At 66.9% G+C, this 22,295-nt stretch carries 18 protein-coding genes and 1 pseudogene; 16 read left to right on the top strand and 3 right to left on the bottom strand.

Annotation, left to right across the window (positions count from 1 at the left end):
- Nucleotides 1-34 precede the first annotated feature (34 nt).
- The 8 genes from C3B44_RS08950 to C3B44_RS08915 all read left to right on the top strand — a co-directional run bounded on the left by C3B44_RS08950 (nucleotide 35) and on the right by C3B44_RS08915 (nucleotide 10,593).
- Nucleotides 35-2,653 carry a translation initiation factor IF-2 N-terminal domain-containing protein gene (locus C3B44_RS08950; protein WP_235840373.1) on the top strand — a complete coding sequence of 873 codons (2,619 nt, stop codon included), beginning with the start codon at nucleotides 35-37 and terminating at the stop codon, nucleotides 2,651-2,653.
- A 175-nt stretch (nucleotides 2,654-2,828) separates the two neighbouring features.
- Nucleotides 2,829-3,134 carry a 50S ribosomal protein L21 gene (gene rplU, locus C3B44_RS08945; protein ID WP_108432068.1) on the top strand — a complete coding sequence of 102 codons (306 nt, stop codon included), beginning with the start codon at nucleotides 2,829-2,831 and terminating at the stop codon, nucleotides 3,132-3,134.
- A gap of 20 nt (nucleotides 3,135-3,154) precedes the next feature.
- A complete protein-coding gene (gene rpmA / locus C3B44_RS08940) occupies nucleotides 3,155-3,433 on the top strand; it encodes a 50S ribosomal protein L27 (protein ID WP_108432067.1) in 279 nt (92 codons plus the stop codon).
- Nucleotides 3,434-3,556: 123 nt separating this feature from the next.
- Entirely contained in the window at nucleotides 3,557-5,068 is a 1,512-nt protein-coding gene (gene obgE / locus C3B44_RS08935) for a GTPase ObgE (RefSeq protein WP_108432066.1), read from the top strand.
- Nucleotides 5,069-5,098: 30 nt separating this feature from the next.
- The gene (gene proB, locus C3B44_RS08930; RefSeq protein WP_108432065.1) at nucleotides 5,099-6,250 is read left to right on the top strand and encodes a glutamate 5-kinase; all 1,152 of its coding nucleotides are present in this window, start codon (nucleotides 5,099-5,101) and stop codon (nucleotides 6,248-6,250) included.
- Between the two features lie 10 nt (nucleotides 6,251-6,260).
- Entirely contained in the window at nucleotides 6,261-7,178 is a 918-nt protein-coding gene (locus tag C3B44_RS08925) for a D-isomer specific 2-hydroxyacid dehydrogenase family protein (RefSeq protein ID WP_108432064.1), read from the top strand.
- 76 nt (nucleotides 7,179-7,254) lie between these two features.
- A complete protein-coding gene (locus C3B44_RS08920) occupies nucleotides 7,255-8,406 on the top strand; it encodes a thiolase family protein (RefSeq protein ID WP_108432063.1) in 1,152 nt (383 codons plus the stop codon).
- A 6-nt stretch (nucleotides 8,407-8,412) separates the two neighbouring features.
- The gene (locus tag C3B44_RS08915; protein WP_108432062.1) at nucleotides 8,413-10,593 is read left to right on the top strand and encodes a 3-hydroxyacyl-CoA dehydrogenase/enoyl-CoA hydratase family protein; all 2,181 of its coding nucleotides are present in this window, start codon (nucleotides 8,413-8,415) and stop codon (nucleotides 10,591-10,593) included.
- Between the two features lie 388 nt (nucleotides 10,594-10,981).
- Here the strand turns inward: C3B44_RS08915 and C3B44_RS08910 are convergent, their stop codons facing one another.
- The 3 genes from C3B44_RS08910 to C3B44_RS08900 are packed head-to-tail and all read right to left on the bottom strand — an operon-like array spanning nucleotide 10,982 to nucleotide 14,944.
- Nucleotides 10,982-12,166, bottom strand: a complete 1,185-nt coding sequence (locus tag C3B44_RS08910; RefSeq protein ID WP_108432061.1) for an acyl-CoA dehydrogenase family protein — start codon at nucleotides 12,164-12,166, stop codon at nucleotides 10,982-10,984.
- Nucleotides 12,167-12,199: 33 nt separating this feature from the next.
- Nucleotides 12,200-13,714, bottom strand: coding sequence for an AMP-binding protein (locus tag C3B44_RS08905; RefSeq protein WP_108432060.1), 1,515 nt, complete (start codon nucleotides 13,712-13,714; stop codon nucleotides 12,200-12,202).
- Nucleotides 13,715-13,732: 18 nt separating this feature from the next.
- On the bottom strand, nucleotides 13,733-14,944 hold the full coding sequence (locus tag C3B44_RS08900) for an acyl-CoA dehydrogenase family protein (RefSeq protein ID WP_108432059.1): 1,212 nt from the start codon (nucleotides 14,942-14,944) through the stop codon (nucleotides 13,733-13,735).
- A 133-nt stretch (nucleotides 14,945-15,077) separates the two neighbouring features.
- Here C3B44_RS08900 and C3B44_RS11985 point away from each other — a divergent pair.
- The 8 genes and pseudogenes from C3B44_RS11985 to C3B44_RS08860 all read left to right on the top strand — a co-directional run bounded on the left by C3B44_RS11985 (nucleotide 15,078) and on the right by C3B44_RS08860 (nucleotide 22,284).
- Nucleotides 15,078-15,999, top strand: a pseudogene (locus C3B44_RS11985) (D-isomer specific 2-hydroxyacid dehydrogenase family protein).
- 21 nt (nucleotides 16,000-16,020) lie between these two features.
- Entirely contained in the window at nucleotides 16,021-17,283 is a 1,263-nt protein-coding gene (locus tag C3B44_RS08890) for a glutamate-5-semialdehyde dehydrogenase (protein ID WP_108432058.1), read from the top strand.
- Nucleotides 17,280-17,888 carry a nicotinate-nucleotide adenylyltransferase gene (gene nadD, locus C3B44_RS08885; RefSeq protein WP_268876417.1) on the top strand — a complete coding sequence of 203 codons (609 nt, stop codon included), beginning with the start codon at nucleotides 17,280-17,282 and terminating at the stop codon, nucleotides 17,886-17,888. The genes C3B44_RS08890 and nadD overlap by 4 nt, the downstream gene beginning before the upstream one ends.
- 67 nt (nucleotides 17,889-17,955) lie before the next feature.
- Complete coding sequence (rsfS, locus tag C3B44_RS08880) at nucleotides 17,956-18,408, top strand: ribosome silencing factor (RefSeq protein ID WP_108432057.1); 453 nt, start codon at nucleotides 17,956-17,958, stop codon at nucleotides 18,406-18,408.
- The gene (locus C3B44_RS08875; protein ID WP_108432056.1) at nucleotides 18,409-19,095 is read left to right on the top strand and encodes a histidine phosphatase family protein; all 687 of its coding nucleotides are present in this window, start codon (nucleotides 18,409-18,411) and stop codon (nucleotides 19,093-19,095) included.
- A gap of 3 nt (nucleotides 19,096-19,098) precedes the next feature.
- The gene (locus C3B44_RS08870; protein WP_108432055.1) at nucleotides 19,099-19,929 is read left to right on the top strand and encodes a DegV family protein; all 831 of its coding nucleotides are present in this window, start codon (nucleotides 19,099-19,101) and stop codon (nucleotides 19,927-19,929) included.
- 79 nt (nucleotides 19,930-20,008) lie between these two features.
- A complete protein-coding gene (locus tag C3B44_RS08865; RefSeq protein ID WP_108432054.1) occupies nucleotides 20,009-20,665 on the top strand; it encodes a ComEA family DNA-binding protein in 657 nt (218 codons plus the stop codon).
- Between the two features lie 5 nt (nucleotides 20,666-20,670).
- Entirely contained in the window at nucleotides 20,671-22,284 is a 1,614-nt protein-coding gene (locus C3B44_RS08860) for a ComEC/Rec2 family competence protein (protein ID WP_108432053.1), read from the top strand.
- The last annotated feature ends 11 nt before the right edge of the window (nucleotides 22,285-22,295 follow it).

Genomic DNA, 22,295 nt, shown 5'->3' with positions numbered 1-22,295 from the left:
GCGTCACGCTGACGCCGTTATTCAAGGAGCATCTGTGGCGAATACGACCACCCCTTTGCCGACCTCATTGGTAGACCTCGACCGCGAGTCCATCACCGAATCCATGAGGGTCTACACCCTGGCGAAGAAGCTCGGGGTGACCTCGCGGGAGCTGACCGCAGCGCTGAAGGATATGGGCCTGAACAAGGTCGCCCAGTCCGCGCTGAGCCCGAAGGAAATCAACGCGCTCATCGACGCCCAAGCGAAGCAGGCCGATTCCGCGGAGCAGGGAAAGCCCGAACCGCAGGAGAAGCCCGCCAAGAAGGCCACCCGGAAGCGGGCGGCGAAGAAGACCACGAAGAAGAAGCCCGCCAGCGCCGAGGACGAAGAGAAACTGCGCGAGCGCGTGCGCAAGAACGTCGCCAACGAGATTCACCAGCTCGAAGAGAAGGTCGAAGCTGAGCTCGCCGAGGCCGCCGAGTCCGCCCAGGGCACCACCGATGAGCCGCTGGAGGACATCACCCCGAATATCACCCCGGCGCCGCAGGCCAGCCCGTCCGCGAAGTTAGCACCGGTGTTCGTCGCCCCCGGCGAGCAGGATGAGCTCGACGTCGAGGACCTCGATGAGGACGACGAGCCGGACAACGAGCAGCCGCACGCCACGAAGGGCTCGACGCGCCTGGAGGCGAAGCGTCGTCGCCGCAGCGAGATGCGCGAAGCCGGCCGGCGGGCGAAGCCGATCGTCTCCCAGGCCGAGTTCTTGGCGCGCCGCGAGTCCGTCGAGCGCACGATGGTCGTGCGCGAGCGCGCCCGCCACGACGGCCCCGGCCAGATCACCCAGGTCGGCGTCTTAGAAGATGACCTGCTTGTCGAGCACTTCGTGACCACCGAGGCGCAGAAGTCGATAATCGGCAACATCTACCTAGGCCGGGTCCAAAACGTCCTGGCCTCGATGGAGGCGGCCTTCATCGACATCGGCACCGGGCGCAACGGCGTGCTCTATTCCTCGGAGGTCGACTGGCGCTCCACCGGGGAGGGGGCGAATCGCAGCCGCCGCATCGAGCAGGTGCTGCACTCCGGTGATCAGGTGCTCGTGCAGGTCACGAAGGACCCGCTCGGCCACAAGGGGCCGCGGCTGACCACCCAGATCTCGCTGGCCGGGCGTTACCTCGTCTACGTGCCGGGCGGGCGCAGCGCGGGGATCTCCCGCAAGCTGCCCGGGCCGGAGCGCAAGCGTTTGAAGAAGATCCTCAGCAACGTCATCCCGGGCAAGGGCGGGGCGATCATCCGCACCGCCGCCGAGAACGTCTCGGAGGAGGCGATCGCCACCGACGTGCGCCGCCTCCATGACACGTGGGAAGACATCCGCACCCGCTCCGAGCAGGAGAAAAACAGCAAGGGCGCCAAGCCGGTCACCCTCTACGAGGAGCCGGACATGCTCGTCAAGGTCGTCCGCGACCTGTTCAACGACGACTTCTCGAAGCTCGTCGTCGACGGCCGCCGCCCCTGGAACACCATCCAGGCCTACGTGCACTCGGTCGCCCCGGACCTCGAGGACCGCCTCGAGCGTTACGACGGCGAGGGCGACGCCTTCGAGAAGTACCGCATCGACGAACAGATCCAGAAGGCGCTAGCGGAGAAGGTGTGGCTGCCCTCCGGCGGGCACCTGATCATCCAGCGTACCGAAGCGATGGTGGTCATCGACGTCAACACCGGCAAGTTCACCGGCTCGGGCGGCAACCTCGAGGAGACCGTCACCCGCAACAACCTCGAGGCCGCCGAGGAGATCGTCCGCCAGATGCGCCTGCGCGATCTGGGCGGCATGATCGTCGTCGACTTCATCGACATGGTTCTGCCCGAAAACCGGGACCTCGTGCTGCGCCGCCTCAAGGAGGCGCTCGGCCGCGACCGCACCCGCCACCAGGTCTCCGAGGTCACCTCGCTCGGCCTGGTGCAGATGACCCGCAAGCGCCTGGGCACCGGCCTGCTCGAGACCTTCTCCACCCCGTGTAAGTGCTGTGGCGGCCGCGGGCTCATCCTGCACGACGACCCCGTCGACGAGCGTGACGACGAGCACCCCTCCGAGCGCCGCCGCGCCAAGAAACAGTCCCGCCAACGCCAGCGCGAGCACGACTCCGAGGACAAGGACTCCGCAAGCCTCGAGGAGATGGCGGCCTCCGTCATCGCCGACGACAGCGACGAAGAACCGCGCCCGCCAAAGCGCTCCTCGCGCCGCCGCGGTCGCCGCGGGGGCAGCCGAGGCCGCGGACGCGAGCGCGAGCAGGAGCAGGAGCAGGAGCAGGAGCGCAGCGAGGTCGGGCAGATCGCCTCCGAGGCCGTCGACCGCGCCAAGCGGGAGGACCCGGACGATCACGACGAGAGTTTCGAGCAGGCCGTTGCGGACTACGAGAACTCGCCGCGGCGCAAGCGCAAGACCCGCGGTAACTCGCGCTCGGATCACCGGCCCGAGAAACCCGAGCCCGAGAAGCCGGCCTCCTCGCCGCGCCGCCGGGAACGCCGCCGCGCCGTGCGGCGTAGTGGCGGGCGGGCGTCGGCGCCGTCGAGAAGCGAGCAGCGCCAGCAGAGTCAGCTGGAACAGCCCAGCCAGTCGAAGCCGCAGAAGTCCCGGGGACGCCGCCGGGCCGTGCGACGGGCGACGCGGCGCCGTTCCTAGATGGGCGGTTTGGTAAATGGCCAGCCAGCGGGGTAGTCTTTCACAGTCGCTGTTTTGGCCAGAGACCTAGGCGGTCGGCGGGCCGGAAACAGAAAGAATTTCTGAGAAAATGTCCATGTCAGACTCGGGTCAGCTCCCGGGGCTGAGCCGAGTATAGATAAGGGGTAACCCTCCTATGTACGCGATCGTCAAGACCGGCGGTAAGCAGTACAAGGTTGCCGAAGGTGACCTTGTCAAGGTCGAGAAGATCGAGGGGGAGCCGGGCGCTGCCGTGGCTCTCACCCCCGTTCTGCTCGTCGACGGCGCCGACGTGAAGTCGAAGGCCGACGATCTGGCCAAGGTCTCCATCGACGCCGAAATCGTCGAGCAGACCAAGGGTAAAAAGATCGACATCATGAAGTACAAGAATAAGACCGGTTACAAGCGTCGTCTGGGTCACCGCCAGCCGCTGACCGTTCTGAAGATCAACGGCATCAAGTAAAGGCAAGGGAGGGAAACGAAATGGCAACCAAGAAGGGTGCATCGAGCACCAGCAACGGCCGTGATTCGGAGGCTAAGCGCCTCGGTGTGAAGCGCTTCGGCGGCCAGCAGGTCAAGGCCGGCGAGATCCTGGTCCGTCAGCGCGGCACCAAGTTCCACCCGGGCGAGAACGTCGGCCGCGGTGGCGACGATACGCTGTTCGCGCTCGAGGCCGGCTCCGTCCAGTTCGGCATTAAGCGCAAGCGCCGCATCGTCAGCATCATTCCGGCGCAGGAGCAGGCGGCGTCCGCCACCGCTTAAGCCGGATAGCGCTACCAGCTTCCACACCCTCCGCACCCTGTGTACCTCGGGCGGAGGGTGTTTTCTTTATACCGGCTATAATCGCTGTTCAACGTAGGTATCGACCGCCAGGAAAGGAACCGCATGGCTCAGTTCGTCGATCGCACCGTCCTCCACCTGCAAGCAGGTCACGGAGGCCACGGCGCCGCGTCCGTCGCCCGCGAGAAGTTCAAGCCGCTCGGCGGGCCCGATGGCGGCAACGGCGGCCACGGCGGGGACATCTACCTCGAGGTCTCCGAGCAGGTCCATACCCTGCTGGACTTCCACTACCGGCCCCACATCCGCGCCGAGCGCGGCGGCAACGGCGCCGGCGACAACCGCCACGGCGCGCGCGGCAAGGACTTAGTTTTGGAGGTGCCCGTCGGCACCGTCGTGCGCAACGAGAAGGGCGAAACGCTCGCCGATCTCACGGTGCCGGGTACTCGTTTTCTCGCCGCCGAGGGCGGTTTCGGCGGCCTGGGTAACGCCGCGTTGGCGACGGCGAAGCGCAAAGCCCCCGGCTTCGCCCTCAAAGGCGAAGAAGGCGAGGCTCACGACCTCATCTTGGAGCTGAAGTCGATGGCCGACGTCGGGCTGCTCGGCTTCCCGTCGGCGGGGAAGTCCTCGCTCATCTCGGTGCTCTCCGCGGCGAAGCCGAAGATCGCGGACTACCCGTTTACCACCCTGCAGCCGAACCTCGGGGTGGTCAACGTCGGCGACGACACCTACACCATCGCCGATGTGCCCGGGCTGATCCCGGGGGCCTCTGCCGGCAAGGGACTCGGCCACGACTTCTTGCGCCACATCGAGCGCACGGCGGTGCTCGCGCACATCGTGGATACCGCGAGCATCGAGCCGGGCCGGGATCCCTTCAGCGATATCGACGCCCTCGAGGCCGAGCTCGCGGCCTACCAGAGCGAGCTCGACGAGGATACCGGCCTCGGCGACTTGAAGGAGCGCCCGCGGGTTATCGTGCTCAACAAGGCGGACGTGCCGGAGGCCGCGGAGCTCGCGGAGTTCGTGAAGGAAGATCTCGAGGAGAAGTACGGATGGCCGGTGTTCATCATCTCGGCCGTCACCCGCCAGGGCCTCGATAGCCTGAAGTACGCCCTCTACGAGATCGTGCAGAAAGATCGCGCCGCACGCCCCCAAGAAGAGCGTGATGACTCCCACACGGTCATCCGCCCCGCCCCGGCCAAGCGCCGCGGCAAGGCGGCCGACTTCGAGGTCACCGAGGACCCCCAAGAGCCGGGCCTATACGTCGTTGCCGGCGACAAGGTCGAGCGCTGGATCGAGCAGACCGACTTCGACAACGACGAGGCCGTCGGCTACCTCGCTGACCGGCTCAAGCGCCTCGGTGTCGAAGACGCCCTGTTCAAGGCCGGTGCCGAGGAAGGCGCGAGCGTCGCCATCGGCGGGATCGTCTTCGAGTGGGAGCCGATGACCGGTGGGGGAGATCCCACCCTGGCCGGGCGTGGACGCGACGCCCGCCTGGAGCGTTCCACCCGCATCTCCGCCGCCGAGCGCAAGCGCGCCTCCCAGGTCAGACGTGGTCTTATCGACGAGTACGACTACGGCGATGGCCAGGAGGCCGACCGCGAGAGGTGGCAGGGGTAGCGGCGTCTGCGACACGTTATCCTGGATTCCATGTCCAACAGCAAAGCTGCAACCAAGTTCGACACGCACGAGGATCTGCGTCGCCATATCGCGGGGGCGAAGCGGATCGTCGTGAAGCTCGGGTCGTCGTCCGTCACCAAGGAATCCGGGGGTGTCGATCGCGTCGCGATGGACCACTACTCCGAGGCGCTGGAAAAGCGCATGGCGGATGACACCGACTTGATCCTCGTCTCCTCCGGCGCCGTCGCCACCGGCATGGACCCGCTGGATCTCAACGTGCGCCCGCGCGATTTGGCCACGAAGCAGGCGGCCGCGGCCGTCGGCCAGGTCGAGCTCGCCCGCCACTGGTCGGACTCTTTCCGCCGCTACAACCGCTGTGTCGCCCAGGTGCTGCTGACCGCCGGCGACGCCGGCGTGCGCGACCGCGCCCGCAACATCCAGCGCACCCTCGATCGCCTGCGCCAGCTCAAGACCGTGCCGATTGTCAACGAGAACGACACCGTCGCCACCAGCGAGTTCCGCTTCGGCGACAACGACCGGCTCGCCGCCATCGTCGCCCACCTGATCAGCGCCGACGCCCTCATCCTGCTCTCTGATGTCGATGGTCTCTATGACCGCAACCCCTCCGATCCGGAGGCCAAGTTCATCCCCGAGGTCCGCTCCGGCCACGACCTCGCCGACGTCTCCGCTGGCGACGGCGGCCGCCTGGGCACCGGCGGCATGGCCTCGAAGGTCTCCGCCGCCCGCCTGGCCGCCCGCGGCGGCGTGCCGGTCCTTCTTACCTCCGCCGCCAAGATGGACGACGCGTTGTCCACCGCCTCCTGCGGCACCGTCTTCCACACCCGCCCGGAGAAGCGCCTGAGCGCCTGGAAGTTCTGGGCGCTCTACAGCGCGGACGCGGAGGGCATTTTGCGTATCGACGCCGGCGCCTCCGACGTCGTCACCAAGGGCGGCGCCTCGCTGCTGCCCGTGGGTATTACCGCCCTCGAGGGCGAGTTCCACCGCGGCGACATCGTCGAGATCATCGGGCCCCGCGGCGAGTCGATTGGGCGCGGCGAGGTGCAGTATGAATCCAGCGAGTTGGGCTCGATGATCGGCAAGAACACCGCCGATCTGCCGGAGCACTTGCGCCGCCCGGTCATCCACGCGGACTACCTGTCGAACTACGCCACGCGTCTATAAGCTGGGCAGCATGAAATTCACCATGCTGCCTAATCCCTGGGACGACGTCATCGACGAGGTCGAAGGCGCCGGCCACCACTACACCACGGATATCAACGAAGCCGAGTTCCTCATCTTCAACGGCGGGAAGCGGGCCTTCCCCGATCCTTTGCCGGAGAACATCGGATTCGTGCAGTGGCCTTTCGCCGGCGTCGACGACCTGATCGCCAAGGGCATCCTCACCGAGGATGTGCGGTGGGCGAATGCCGCCGGCGTCTACTCCAAGCCGGTCGCCGAGGTCGCTTTAGGCCTCATCATCTCCCAGTACCACTACTTCAAGTACCCCACCGTGGACGGCTCCTTCGACTCGCGCGACGAGATCGTTGACCGCCAGGACTGGCTCTTCAACGACAAGACCGTCGCCCTCTTCGGCGCCGGCGGCATCGCCCGCGAGCTCATGCGGATGCTCGAGCCCTTCGGCGTGCGCACCATCGCGGTGAACCGCTCCGGCAACGAGGTCGCCGAGGCCGATAGGACCGTCGCCATGGACGCCGCCGACGACGTCTGGGGCGAGGCCGATATCGTCGTGCTCAGCCTCCCGCTGACTGATGAGACGCGCGGTCTCGTCGATGCCGAGAAGTTCGAGCGCATGAAAAACGACGCGCTGGTTATCAACGTCGGCCGCGGCGCGCTGATCGACCACGACGATCTGGTGGACGCCCTCAATGAGAAGAAGATCGCCGGCGCCGCGATGGACGTCACCGCCCCGGAGCCGCTGCCGGCGGGCCACCCGCTGTGGAGTATGCCGAACGTGGTGATCTCGCCGCACATCGCCGCCCCGCCGACGGTGGCTCGTATGCTCATCGGCGCGCAAATCATCGACAACGCCGCCGCGTTCGAGCGCGGCGAGAAGATGCCGACGGAGGTCGACGCCGCTGCGGGCTACTAGCCCCACTACCCAAATATGTGATCTGCGTTAAACTCGGAAAAAATGTAACGTGCAACCTATTTTTCTGAGGAGCAGCATGATCCCACCCGTGTATGTGACGCAGGCTCAGCGGACCCCGATCGGCACCTTCGGGGGATCGCTGTCGAAAACCTCCAGCATCGATCTGGGCACGCATGTCGCCAAGGCCGTCATCGAGGCCTCCGGCGTGGGGGCAGAGAACTTCGATTCCTCCGTCTGGGCCAACGTCGTGACCACCGGCCCGCGCGATATGTACACCTCCCGCGCCGTGGCCCTGGAGGCCGGGCTGCCGGAAAGCTCGCACGCCTACGGCGTCAACCGCCTGTGCGGCTCCGGCATCCAGGCCGCTGTCAGCGCCGCGCAGCAGCTGCTCAGCGAGGACGCGCGTCTCTCGCTGGTCGGCGGCGTCGAGGTCATGAGCCAGGCCCCCTACTCGGTGGAAGGCATGCGCCAGGGCCGCAAGATGGGCGACGGTAAGCTCGTCGACTGGCTTTCCGGCGCGCTCAGCGACCCGATGGGCCACGGCATTATGGGCAAGACCGCCGAGAACATCGCGGCCAAGTTCGGCATCTCCCGTGAGCGTCAGGACGAGTTCGCGCTGCAGTCCCACAATCGCGCGGCTGAGGCCATCGCGCAGGGACGTTTCGACGAGCAGATCGTCCCCGTCGGCGAGTTCACCACCGACGAGCATCCGCGGCAGACCAGCGCGGAGAAGCTGGCGCGGTTGCGGCCGTCGTTTAGCAAGGACGGCTCGGTGACCCCGGGGAACTCCTCCGGAATTAACGACGCCGCCGCCGCGCTCGTGATGACGGGCGAGGAGGGCTTGAGCGAGTACGGCTTGGAGCCGATGGCGAAGGTCATCTCCTGGGGCGTGGCCGGCTGCGATCCGAAGTACATGGGCTTGGGCCCGACCGTCGCGGTGCCGAAGGCGCTGGACAAGGCGGGGATCACGCTCAACGACATCAAGATCATCGAGTCCAACGAGGCGTTCGCCGCCCAGGCGCTCGCCGTGTCCGACGAGCTGGGCTTCGACAACGACAAGACCAACATCAACGGCGGCGCCATCGCCTTAGGCCATCCAATCGGTGCGACCGGCGTCATCCTGATCACCAAGCTCATCCATTCCTTGCGCGATCACGGCGGGGGATACGGTCTGGTCACCGCGTGTATCGGCGGCGGCCAGGGAATCGCTTTAGTCCTGGAGGTGTAAAAAGATATGTCTTCGACCATCACCACAGCAGCAGTTCTCGGCGCCGGATCCATGGGCGCCGGCATCGCCGCGCTGCTCGCCAGCGGCGGCATCAAGGTTCACCTGTTGGATCTACCCGCCGACGGCGACGACCGCGACGCCCGCGCCCGCAAGGGCATCGAGACCCAGATCAAACGCCGCGGGTTCACCCGCCCCGAGTACGCCGAGCGCGTGATCCCTGGCAACACTGAAGACCACCTCGAGCGCCTGGCGGAGGCGGACTGGATCGTCGAGGCCGTCTTCGAAGACATCGACGTCAAGCGTGAGACCTACGCCAAGGTCGACGCCCACCGCCGCCCCGGCACCCCGGTGACCTCGAATACCTCTACCATCCCGCTGGATACCCTACTGCAGCAGGCCAGCGAAAAGTTCAAGGCCGACTTCGCCATCACCCACTTCTTCAACCCGCCGCGCGTGATGCGCTTAGTCGAGTTCGTCGAGGGCCCGGATACCCGCGACGAGGTCAAGCAGAAGCTGCGCCAGACCATTGAGCGGGACCTCGGCAAGGTGGTGGTGGATTGCCGCGATACCCCGGGCTTTATCGCCAACCGCATCGGCTCGTTCTGGATGGGGGTCGGCGCCCAGGTGGCCTTCGACCAGGGCATTGCCCCGGAGCAGGCCGACACCGCCTTCGGCAAGCCCTTCGGGGTGCCGCGCACCGGCATCTTCGGCCTCTTCGACTACATCGGCCTGCAGGTCGCGCCGCATATCTGGCATTCGCTGCTCGAGGCGCTGCCTGCCGACGACGCCATGCAGGACTACGGCGTGACCGACACTCCGCAGTTCCAGGAGCTCCTGGACAAGGGCTACACCGGGCGCACGGCCGACTCCGGCTTCTACCGCGGCCGCGACGAGGTCTACGACTTCAGCGCGGGAGACTACCGCCCGAAGCAGTCTTATGAGGTACCCAAGGATCCGAAGGAGCTCATGGCCTCCGGCACCCCGGAAGGCGACTACGCCCGCGAGGTCTTCCGCACCACCCTCAAGTACTGCTGCGATACCGCCACCGAGATCGCGGCGACGGTCGACCAGATCGACGCCGCCATGGAGTTGGGCTACGGCTGGAAGAAGGGCCCGTTCGCCCTAGCCGATGCGATCGGGCTGGATGACGTCGCCGCCCTCTACGACAGCCCGCCCGAGCTGCTCGAGGCCGCCCGCACCGCCGGTGGTTTCTACCCCGACGGCCAGGTCCTCGGCTCTGCGGGCACACCTCAGACACCGGTCGAGCGCGAGGGTGTTGTCCGCGTCGCCGAGCTCGTCGACGGTGCAGAGATCATCGCCCAGAACGAAGATGCCACGGTCTATCGCCTCGACGATGGCGTGGGCGTGTTCGTCTACACCACCCCGATGAACTCCTCGACCGACGAGGTCACCGAGCTATTCGGTCAGGCCGGCGACTGGGAGCTTAAGGCGCTCGTGATCGCCAACGACGAGGCCCGCGCCTTCTCTGCCGGCGCCAACCTGCCCAAGCTGGCTGAGATCTCCGGCCCGGATGGCGATGAAGCCGAGCGCAAAGCCACCATCCGTCGGGGCATCGATGGGCTGGCCGCTGTGCGACGCGCCCCCTACCCCGTCGTCGGCGCCGTCCGCGGCGTCGCCCTGGGCGGTGGCATGGAGCTGCTCCTGCACACCGACGCCGCAGTGATCCACGCCGAGACCCGCGTGGGCTTCCCCGAGCGCCAGGTGGGACTCTTCCCGGCCTGGTCCGGCCCGGTTCGCCTGCTGGAGCGCTTCGTCGAGCTGGGCGTGGAAAACCCGCACCGGGCCGCATACGAGGCGTTGCTCAACGTCAAGCCCGTCCCCGCGATCAACGTGGATTTCTGGCGTGACAACGACCGCGTGATCATGAGCCCCGACCACGTGGTGGAACAGGCACTCGAGCTGGCCCGCGAGCTGGCGGAAGACTACACGCCGCCGCAGCCCGCCGAGCTGGAGTTGACGAGCGAAGAGCTCGCCTACACCGAAGGCAGCGAGACCGACGCCGCCATCGGCACGGCCTTGGCCCGCGTACTCACCGGTGAGGGCAGCGCCACCGAGGAGGAGCTCGCCGAGCGCCAGGTCAACGCCGCCTCGGATGTCCTCGCCCGGCAGGAAAACAGCGACCGCGCCGAGCACATGGCGAAAACGCGCAAGCCGCTGAAGAACTAGTTGCTGAGTGGGGCTGGGCGTTGGCTCATGCTGCGTTAGTGCTGGTCGAAAGCAGGGCTATAGAAAGGATTCCTGGTTTCGACCGCGCGGGACTCGTTTAGGAGCACCTCCTTTCGACCAGCGTAAGCGCACCATGGCGTCTGGCGGCGCGGATGCGTCGTGGGGAGTTGACGCCGGGAGAGGCGGGACTGGTGGGGTAGTCGGAGTGTGGTGCTTTGCGGCAGTGCTGACCTTTAGCTCATACCGCGCTAGCGCTGGTCGAAAGCAGCCCCTCAGAAAGGACTACTGGTTTCGACTTCGTGGGACTCGTTTAGGAGCACCTCCTTTCGAACAGCGTAAGCGCACCATGAAGCTAGGCGATCCCCAACACCCCAAAAGCCCAACGCCCCTAACGATAAGCGCTGACACCGGTGATCGTCTTGCCCACGATGAGGGACTGGATCGTGTCCGTGCCCTCGTAGGTGTGCAACGATTCGATGTCCAGCATGTGGCGGATCACGTCGTGTTCCAGAAGGATGCCGTTGCCGCCGAGCATGTCGCGGGCGTTCGCCGCCACGCGCCGGGCGCCGCGGGTGTTGTGGACCTTCGCCAGCGCGGCCTGCTTCTCGGTCATCTCGCCAGATTCCTCCAGCGCCAGAAGCCGCTTGCAGTACAGCGCCATGGCGGTGACGTCCATGAGCATGTCCGCCAGCCGCTGCTGGATGATCTGGTTCTTCACCAGCGGGCGGCCGAACTGCTCGCGCTGCGAGGCATAGGCCAGGGCCTTTTCGTAGCAGTCGATGGCGATGCCGAGCGCCGACCAGGCGACGCCGACCCGGGTGCCGCCGAGGACGGTCGCGGTATCGCGGAAGCTGCGCGCTTTAGGGAGGCGGCGGGAGTCGGGGACGTGGACGTCGTTAAGTGTGATGCGTGCCTGCGGGATGCCGCGCAGCGACGCCTTCCCCGTGATCGTCTCCGCCTCATACCCCGGTGCGTTTTGGTCGACGATGAAGCCGCCGACCTCGCCGTCGTCCATCCGCGCCCACACCACGGTGATGTGGCCGACCGAGCCGTGGCCGATCCAGCGCTTCTCGCCGTTTAAGACCCAGTCATCGTCGTCGCGTACCGCGGTGGTCTCCAGGGCGATGGAATCGGAGCCGTGGTTCGGTTCGGTGAGCGCGAAGCCGCCGCGGATCTCCATGCGCGCCATCGGTCCGAGGTAGGTCTGCTTCTGCTCCTGCGAGCCGCAGAGGTTGATCGACTGCATCGCCAGGCCGGCCTGCACGATCACGGCGGTGGCCACCGAGGCGTCGCAGCGCGCGAGCTCCATCTCGATGAGGCGGTTGGCGCGGATCGACATGGGACGCTCGCCGTCGATGTCGATGGTGTCGCGCACCAGCCCGCGCCGGGCGGCTTCCTCGATGGCGGGGATGTTGTACTCGGCTTTCTCCCAGGCGTCGTTGATGTGCGGGCGCACCCACTCGGCGAACTCGCGGGCTTGGGCCCACCAGGTGAGGTCGTCGCCGGAGACATCGGAAAACACCTGGTAGTAGTCGGCGGTGGCACCGAGGATGTCCGAAACTGACTGAGTCATGTGGGGCCTCTTTCCGGTGGTCTACGAGGTGGTCTAGGACTGGGAAGGGAGATCGCGCAGCTTGCGGCGCTCGATCTTGCCGCTCGGGTTCTTGGGGATCTGCTCGATGAAGTCGACGGCGCGGACCTTCTTATACGGGGTCACGCGCGTGGCCACCCAGTCAATGATCTCCTCGGCGGAAATATCGGAGCCCTCCGCGCGGACCACAAAGGCGTGCGGGATCTCCAGGCCGTCGCGGTCCACGCCGACGACGCCCACGTCGGCGACGTCCGGGTGGGTGAGCAGCAGCGCCTCGAGCTCCGCGGGCGCGACCTGGTACCCCTTGTACTTGATCACCTCTTTGGCGCGGTCGACGATGTAGGTGGTGCCGTTGTCGGCAAGCCGCCCGATGTCGCCGGTGCGCATCCACCCGTCGCTGACCATGACCTCGTTGGTCGCCTCCTCGTTGTTGAGGTAGCCGAGCATGACCTGCGGGCCCTTGACGGTCAGCTCGCCGACCTCACCCGCGGGCACCTCGGTCTCGCTTTCGAGCTCTAAGAATTTGAACTGGGTGTTCGGTGCGGCGAAGCCGATCGAGCCGGGTTCGGCCTTCCCACGCACGCCGACGTGCGTCACCGGGGAGGTCTCCGTCATGCCGTAGCCCTGCAGCATGGTGATATCGAGTTTCTTCTCGACGGTGCGCGCCAAGTCATTATCCAGCGGCGCCGCACCGGAGAGGATGTATTCGGTCGAGGCGAAGGCCTCCGGCGTGACGGACGGGTGCTTCGCCAAGGCCACCACCATCGGCGGGGCGACGAAGGTGAAGTTGATCTGATGCTTCGGGTGCGCCTCGAGGAAGGTCGCGAGGTCGAACTTCGGCAGGGTGAACACGTGGTTCCGGGCGCTCAACTGGGTGAGAAGCAGCGTGGTCATGCCGTAGATGTGGGTGAAAGGCAGCGGGCTTAAGACGCGGATGGGCTCGGTGATGCCGCTTTGCGCATGCATGAACTTGGTCTGCTCAATGTTGGCCACGATGGCGTTGTGGGGCAGCATCACGCCCTTCGGCAGGCCGGTCGTGCCGGACGAAAAGGGGATGGCCATGACGTCGTCCGCCGAGATCTCCACCTCAGGCGCCGGGTGGTTGCCCTGGGCGAGCGTGCGGACCTCACCGCTCCAGATCTGCGGCATGTTCTCGATGTCGGTAATGCCCACGTAGTACTTCGCTCCGGAGAGCTCGAGCAGCTTATCGACGTCCGCCTGGTTCATCAGCACGCCGAGCGGGGACACCGTCGCGCCGGCGCGCACGATGCCGAGCAGGGCGATGGCGTAGTTGATGCTGTTGGGGATCTGCAGGGTGACCACATCACCCTTGCCGATCCCGCGGGCGGCCAGCGCGCCGGCGAAGGACTCCGCGAGTTTCTTGAGCTCGCCGTAGGTGATGGTGTCGTCGGTGGTCAGCTCGGTCAGCGCCGGGCTGTTGGCCTCCTCTTCGGTGAGGTCGCCGAAGAGGTGGGTGAACACGTCGTGGTGGGGGATCTCGATGTCGGAGTAAGGGCTGGAGTAGGACATGGTCTTTCCTTTCGAGTTTTAGCTGGTGAAAGCGCCGACGCCGGTGATGGACTTGCCCACGATGAGCGATTGCATGGTGTCGGTGCCCTCGTAGGTGTGGAGGGTCTCGATGTCTGTGAAGTGGCGGATGACGTCGTGCTCGAGCAGGATGCCGTTGCCTCCGAGCAAGTCGCGGGCGTTGGCCGCCACGCGCCGGGCGGCGCGGGTGTTGTGGACCTTCGCCAGTGCGGCCTGCGTCTCGGTCATCGCGCCGGATTCCTCCAACTCCAGAAGCCGCCGGCAATACAGCGCCATCGCGGTCAGATCCATGAGCATGTCGGAGAGCCGTTGCTGGATGATCTGATTCTGCACCAGCGGCCGGCCGAACTGCTCGCGCTGCGAGGCATAGGCCACGGCCTTCTCGTAGCAGTCGACGCCGATGCCGAAGGCGCTCCACGCCACCCCGATGCGGGTGCCCATGAGGACTTTCGCCGTGTCGCGGAAAGAGCGGCATCCGGGGAGGCGGTTTTGCTCGGGGACGTGGACGTCGTCAAGCGTGATGTGGGCCTGCGGCACCCCGCGCAGCGACGCCTTGCCGGTGATGGTCTCCGCCTCATACCCCGGCGCGTCCTGGTCGACGAGGAAGGCGCCGACCTGGCCGTCGTCACGCCGGGCGTAGACCACCGTGATATGCCCGACCGAGCCCTGGCCGATCCAGCGCTTCTCGCCGTTTAAGACCCAGCCATCGCCGGCGGGTACCGCGGAGGTCTCTAAGGCGATGGAATCGGAGCCGTGGTTCGGCTCGGTCAGGGCGAAGGCGCCGCGGATGTCCATCCGCGACATCGGCGCGAGGTACTTCGCCTTCTGCGGCTCGGTGCCAAAAGCGTTGATGGACTGCATAGCCAGGCTGGCCTGCACGCCCACGGCGGTGGCGGTGGAGGCGTCCCAGCGCGCCAGTTCCATCTGGATCAGGCGGTTCGCGCGCACGGACATGGCGGGCTCGCCGTCGATGTCGATCGCGTCGCGGACAAGCCCGTGGCGGGCGGCGTCTTCGAGGCTGGCGATGTGGTAATCGGCCTGCTCCCAGGCCTTATTGACGTGCGGGCGGGCCTGCGCGCAGAAGTCGCGGGCTTTCTGCCACCACTCGAGATCCGCGCCAGCTGTGTCAGCGAAAACGCGGTAGTAGTCAGTGCGCCTATCGAGCGGGATCCCGGAGAACTCCGGGGTGGTGGGGCTAGTGGGAGCAGACATCGAGGCCATCCTTCATCGTGTTGCCTAGATCCTATCTGGTTCCCATTGTGACCTATATCGCATTAGCGTGCAACACTGTTGATCTCAGCGGGACGCTGGGCGCACAAAGGACCCGGAAATATAGCCTGGGTGCATGAAGTACACGCAGATCCCAGAAAAGCAGGACACGGTCGTCGAGGTCTTGAGCAACCACGGCCACACCTACACCGACGACGTCAACGAGGCGGAGTTCATCATCTTCAACGCCGCGCCGGAAGAGCTTCCGGACCCGCTGCCGAAGTCAGTGCAGTTCATCCAGACCCAGCTCGCCGGCGTCGACGCGCTGGTGACCTCCGGCGTCATGGAGCGCTCCCAGGTGCGCTGGGCCAACGCCGCCGGGCTCTATGACGACACCGTCGCCGAATCCGCGCTCGCCCTGCTGCTCGCGGTCAACCACCAGCACAAGGTGGCTGCCGTCCACAACACGTGGGACATCCGCGAAAAGGTCGAAGCCCAGACCCGCTTTTTGTTCCGCGACCAGACCGTCGCCGTGATCGGCGCCGGCGGCATCGGTCGCAAGGTCATCGAGCTGGCCAACGCTTTCGGCGCCCGCACCGTGGCGGTCAACCGCAGCGGCAACGACGTCCCCGGCGCCGACGAGACCCACCCGCTGAAGGAGGCGGAGCACGTCTGGGAAAGCGCCGACGCCTTCGTCCTGCTCACCCCGCTGACCGCGCAGACCCACCAGCTTGTCGATCGCACCAAGCTCGAGAAGATGAAGGATACGGCTGTCGTCGTCAACGTGGGGCGCGGGCCTTTGGTGGATACCGACGCTTTGGTGGAGGCGCTCGTCGATAAGCGCATCGCCGGCGCCGGCCTCGATGTCACCGACCCCGAGCCGCTGCCCGACGGCCACCCGTTGTGGGGGATGGACAACGTGGTCATCACCCCGCACACCGCGAACACCGGGTGGTACATGCAGGAGACGATCGGCGAGCTCGCCGCCCGCCAACGCCGAGGCCTTCGCGCGCGGCGAGAAGATGCCGACGGAGGTGGACGTCGAAGCCGGTTACTAGAAATCGGTAGGCTGGGGTGCCATGAATCAACGAGAAGAAGTTCTGTCCAAGGCCGAATCCGCCAAGTCGATCGCCCCGCGCATCGCCACGCTGACCACGCCCGAGAAGAACGATCTCCTCCGTGCCGCCGCCGAGGCCCTGGTGAAGCGCTCCGCGGAGATCATCGAGGCGAACAAGGCGGATATCACCGCCGGTGAAAAGGCCGGAATGGCCGACTCGCTCATCGACCGCCTGCGTCTCGACGACAACCGCATCGCCGGCATCGCCGACGGTTTGCGCCAGGTCGCCTCGCTGAGCGACCCCGTCGGCGAGGTCCTGCAGGGCCGCACCATGGATAACGGCATCCAGATGAAGCAGGTCCGCGTCCCCCTCGGCGTGATGGGCATGGTCTACGAGGCCCGCCCGAACGTCACCGTCGACGCCTTCGGCCTGGCGCTGAAGTCCGGCAACGTGCCGCTTCTGCGCGGCTCGAAATCGGCGCGCCGGTCGAACGAGAAGCTCGTCGAGATCTTGCAGGACGTCGCCGCCGCCCATGACCTGCCGCGCGAGACCGTCCAGCTGCTGCCGTGCGAGTCCCACGACTCGGTGAAGGACCTGATCACGGCGCGCGGGCTGGTGGATGTGGTCATCCCGCGCGGCGGGGCGAAGCTTATCGACGCCGTCGTCACCGGCGCGACCGTTCTCGCCATCGAGACCGGCACCGGTAACTGCCACTTCTACATCGACCGCGACGCGGAGTTGGATTCCGCGATCGAGATGCTGCTCAACGGCAAGACCCGCCGGTGCTCGGTGTGCAACGCCACCGAGGTGGTGCTCATCGACGTCGCGTTGGACGACGCCGACAAGAAGCGCATCATCACCGCGCTGCAGGAGACGGGCGTGACCGTCCACGGCGAGGTCTCCGAGCTCGAGGCCTTCGGCGCCACCGACATCGTCGAGGCCACCGAGAGTGACTGGACCGACGAGTACCTCTCCTTCGACATCGCCGCGAAGGTGGTCGAGGGTATCGACGGCGCCGTCGAGCACATCACCCGCTACAGCACCGGCCACACCGAGGCGATCGCGTCGAAGAACGCGTATACCTGCCAGCAGTTCGCCAACGAGATCGACGCGGCCGCCGTCATGATCAACGCGTCGACCGCGTTCACCGACGGCGAGGTCTACGGCATGGGCGCCGAGATCGGCATCTCCACCCAGAAGCTGCACGCCCGCGGCCCGATGGCCCTGCCGGAGCTGACCAGCACCAAGTGGATCCTCGAGGGCACTGGACACACCCGCCCGTGAGCCGACGCATCGGGATCATGGGCGGCACGTTCGATCCCATCCACCACGGCCACCTCGTCGCCGCCAGCGAGGTCGCCGACCGCTTCGCGCTCGAGAAGGTCGTCTTCGTGCCCACCGGCCAGCCGTGGCAGAAGGCGGAGCGCTCCGTCACCCCGGCGGAGCACCGCTACCTCATGACGGTGATCGCCACCGCCTCGAACCCGCGCTTCCACGTCTCCCGCGTAGACATCGACCGCGAGGGCCCGACCTATACCGTCGATACCCTCGAGGATCTGCGGGCCCAGCACCCGGATGCCGAGCTCTTTTTCATCACCGGCGCCGACGCCTTGGGCTCGATTCTCTCCTGGCGGGACTGGGAGTCGATGTTCGACCTAGCGACCTTCGTCGGGGTGACCCGCCCCGGCTACGAGCTCAGCGAGAAGATGCTGCCGCCGGAAAAGCAGCAGCGCGTCGAGCTTATCGACGTCCCCGCCATGGCGATTTCCTCCACCGACTGCCGCGAGCGCGCTGCCACGGGGCGCCCCGTGTGGTATCTCGTGCCGGATGGGGTGGTGCAATACATCACCAAGAACGGGCTCTACGCGGATCGGCACAGCGCGAACTAGGTAACAGCAGGGGTTTCGTGAAAGAATCTTAAAAAGTAGTCAATCGTCGATACGAAGGCAACAGCTCTTGACCGCTTCTGAGAAATCCATCGAACTGGCCCACGTCGCCGCCCGCTCGGCGTATGAGCGCGGCGGCGAGTCGATCGCTGTCTACGACGTCTCCGACGTCATGGCGATCGCGGATATCTTCGTCGTCGTCACCGCGGGCAACGAACGCCAGGTCCGCGCGGTGGTCGAGGAGATCGAAGACGGGCTCACCGGCGTCGGCTCGGAGCCTCTGCGCCGCGAGGGCCAAAACGAAAGCCGCTGGGTGCTGCTCGATTATGGCCAGTTCGTCGTCCACGTCCAGCGCAGCCAGGAACGCGAGTTCTACGGGCTCGATCGCCTGTATGCGGACTGCCCGCTCATCGGGATAGAGGGCGTGGAGAACTTCGAGCGTCCCGGCGCATACGCCGACGATGTGGATACCCGAAGCGTCGAATCCATCGACGACATTCCGCTGGCGGGCGATGAGGTCTAGATGACCCGCCGCCTCTACCTGCTCCGCCACGGGCAGACCGACCACAACGCCACCCGCCGCATGCAGGGACAGTTAGATACCCACCTGTCCGAGGCCGGCCTCGAGGGCGCCCACCGGGTCGCCGAGATGCTCGAGGGCCGGGAGATCTCCAAGGTCATCGCCTCTGATCTGTCCCGCGCCGCGGATACCGCCCGCGTGGTCGGCGAGCGCATCGGCGTCGAGGTCACCATCGATCCCCGCCTGCGCGAAACCCACCTCGGCGAGTGGCAGGATATGCACCACGACGAGGTCGACGTCCGCTACCCGGGCGCCCGCGTCTACTGGCGCCACGACCCGACCTGGGCCCCGCCGGGCGGGGAGTCGCGCATCCAAGTCGCCCAGCGCGCCCGCCGCGTGATCGACGAGCTCATGGCCACCTTCGACGACTGGAACAACTCCGCCGTGCTGGTGGTCGCTCACGGCGGCACGATCTCGGCGCTCGCCGGCTCGCTGTTAGGCTTTTCGACGCCCATGTTCCCCCTTTTAGGCAGCCTCTCCAACACGCATTTCGCGGTGCTCAGCGCCCGGCCCGCCTTCAACCCGGCGGTGGAATCCGCCGAGTCGCTCAGCCCGGACTTCGCGCCGGGCGGCGGGACGTCGGCCCAGTGGTATCTCAACGGGTGGAATATCGGATTGGGAGACATCTAAGCCATGGCTGTACGCATCGTCACCGACTCTTCCGCCGGCCTGCCCCCGGAGATCGTCGAGGAACTCGACATCACCGTCGTCGATCTGCATGTGCTGACCCGGGAGGTCAAAGACAGCATCGAGACGACTACCTCGGGGCTGAGCACCTTAGAGCTGGTCGCCGCCTATGCGCGGCAGCTTGAGCGCGGCGGCGACGACGGCGTGGTCGCCCTGCACGTGCCCGGCGCGTTGAGCTCGACGGAGTCTTCGGCCATCGCCGCGGCCGCCGTGTTCGACGGGCTGGTCGAGGTCGTGCAGACGAGCACCGTCGGCATGGCGATCGGTGCCGCCGCGATGGCCGCGGCGAAGTGCGCCCAGCAGGGCGAGGACTTGGCTTCCTGCGCCGAGACCGCCCGCGCCACCCTGGCGAGGGCCGTGACCTGGGTGTATCTGCATAAGATCGACGACATCCGGCGCGGCGGGCGGCTGTCGACCGGCCAGGCGATGCTCTCGGCCGCCACCCTGGCGACCAAGCCGATCATGCAGGTCACCGACGGCCGGTTAGAGCTCGTCGGCAAGACCCGCACCCAGACGAAGGCTTTTACCAAGCTTGTCGAGCTCGTCGCCGAGCGCGCCGACCACCAGCCGGCGTTCGTGGCCATCCAGCACAACGACGCCCCCGTCGCCGCCGAGGACCTGCGCGATCTTCTCGACGACGTCCTCACCGCCGAAACCAGCTTCATGGTCATCCCCATGTCGGAGGCCCTCGCTGTGCACGCCGGTACCGGAGCAGTGGGGGTCTCTGCAGTCTTCGCCGCCGAATCTGTGGATAACTCCGAGTCAGACGGCGATTAGGCGGGTTTTCGTCACGCTTTCGTCGGGGTTATCCACAGCTCCTCCGCGCGCACGTGGGCATCCCGGTAGCGTGCGCGCCATGAGCAGAGAAGTAATCGACCGCCTCAGCGATCTCACCCGCCCCACCGGGGAGGAGATCAAGATGAACGTCTCCTACCCGCGCCTGTCCGTCTCCCCGAAACTGGCGCTCGCCGCCGCCGCGGTCGTGGCCGTGATCATCGGCCTCGTCGTCGCGCACGCCCTGTTTCGCGGCAGTCCCGATACCCTCGACGCCCCCGCGCTCGCCCACGTCGGCGCGGAGGAGGAGACCGGGGGCGAGATCGTCGTCTCCGTTGTCGGCGAGGTCCACGAACCCGGCTTAGTCACGCTTGTCGACGGAGCCCGCATCGCCGACGCCCTCACCGCAGCCGGAGGCCTGACCGACGGCGCCGACCCCGCCGCCCTCAACCAGGCCCAACTCATCGTCGATGGCCAGCAGATCGTGGTCCCCGCGGTCGGGGCGGCACCCCCTCCCGGAGGCACCCCGGCGGTCAGCGGCGGCGGGGGAGGCATCTCGCTGAACTCCGCCGACGCCAGCGAGCTGACCACGCTTAAGGGCATCGGCGAGGCCACGGCGGCCGCGATTATCGCCTACCGGGAAGAACACGGCGGCTTCCGGGAGATCGACGAGCTTCTGGAGGTCTCCGGCATCGGGCCCGCGAAGTTCGAGGCCCTCAAAGACGAGGTCACCCTCTAAGCCCGGTGGAGCTGCGTCTCGTTCCCGCCGCCTTGAGCCTGTGGGCTGCGCTGATCACCCTGGTGCTCACCGAGCGAGCCTTGTGGGCGCTCGTGGTGATCGGGGTGGTTGCCGCGGTGTTTGCCGGGCTGCGCCACTACGGCCAGGCGGTGTTGGTGGCTCTGGTGTCTACGCTGGGGATAACCGGCGCCTGGGTGGCTCGGTGGCGGGCGGAGAACTTCGCGCAGGGCCCGAGCTTTTCGGCTACGGTCGCCACCGCACCCGGCGAGGGGCATCTCAGCGTGCATACCCGCGGCTATCCGGAACCGCTGACCGTTTTTAGCGACGACCCGGTGATCGCGGACCTTGCCACCGGCGCGCGGGTGGAGATCACCGCCGAAGTTTCCGAGTCTTCCCGCTTAAGCCTCGGGGGCAAGATCGCCCACGGCGAGATCACCTCCGTGGCCGATCCCACCGGCCCGCTGGCCTTCGCCGCGGCGGTGCGCGAGCGGTTGACGCTAAGCGTCGAGAAGCTTCTCGACGGCGAGCACCGCGGCCTTCTACCCGGCATGGCGCTCGGCGATACCTCCCTGCAACCCGCGGAGGCCGAGGAGCTCTACCGGATTACCGGCCTCTCGCACCTGTCGGCGGTCTCGGGGGCGAACGTCGCCATCGTCACCACCGCCGCGCTGCTGCTGTGCCGCGCCGTGGGGGTCGGCCCGAGGGTGCAAACGGCGTGCGCGCTCATCGTCCTGGCTGTCTACATCCTGCTCGTGGGCACCGAACCTTCCGTCCTGCGCGCCGGGGTGACCGGCTTGGTCGGGCTCGTCGCCGTCGTGGCCTCCACGCGCGCGCAACCCCTGCACGCGCTCGCGCTCGCGATCCTCGTGCTCCTGCTGGTGCAGCCGCACCTCGCGGTCAACTACGGCTTCGCGCTGTCGGTGGCGGCGACCGTCGGCATCATCCTCATCAGCCCCGTGATCGCCGCCCCGCTCATCGACGCCCACCTCCCACCCATCGTCGCCCGGGCCATCGCCATCGCCGTGGCCGCCGACGTGCTCACCATGCCGATCATCTCGCTGATGGTGGGGGAGGTCTCGGTGGTGGCGGTGGTGGCGAATATCCTCGTCGCCCCGGCCGCCGCCCCGGTGACCATCCTGGGGATCACCGCTGCGGCCGCCGGGCCCCTGGCGGCGCCGTTCATCCTCGCGGCCGCGCCGCTGACCTGGTGGATTCACACCGTGGCCGTAATCGCCGCGGCCGTGCCGGTGGTGACGGTCGAGCTCGATCCGGTGGGCGTGCTCATCGGCTACGGCTGGATCATCACCGGGCTGATCAGCGGCCGGGTGCTGAGCACCAGTCTGGTCGTGGCGGTCGGCTTCGTGTTGCTGTGGAGCCCGGAGCGGCGCGCGCCTGCCGTGGATCTCTCTGAGATCCGCGCGGTGACGGTGAGTACCGAAGAGGAGATCGAGAACGTCCCGCCCGGCACGCAACTCATCGTCGTCGAGGACGCCCGCGGCCCGCCGGCGGAGCATCCGACGGTCACCCGCGAGGGGGTCGCCGTGTTCTACCCGGAGCGCGACGGGGTGGTCGAGCTGCTGCGCGATGGCACCCAAAGGGCGCAGGATGGCCGGTTCTAGAAGGGATTCTA

It is taken from the genome of Corynebacterium yudongzhengii (genome assembly GCF_003065405.1).
In the GTDB taxonomy this organism is placed as follows: Bacteria; Actinomycetota; Actinomycetes; order Mycobacteriales; family Mycobacteriaceae; genus Corynebacterium; species Corynebacterium yudongzhengii.
Note: the sequence above shows the minus strand (reverse complement) of the source record. Positions and strands in the feature narration are given on the sequence as shown.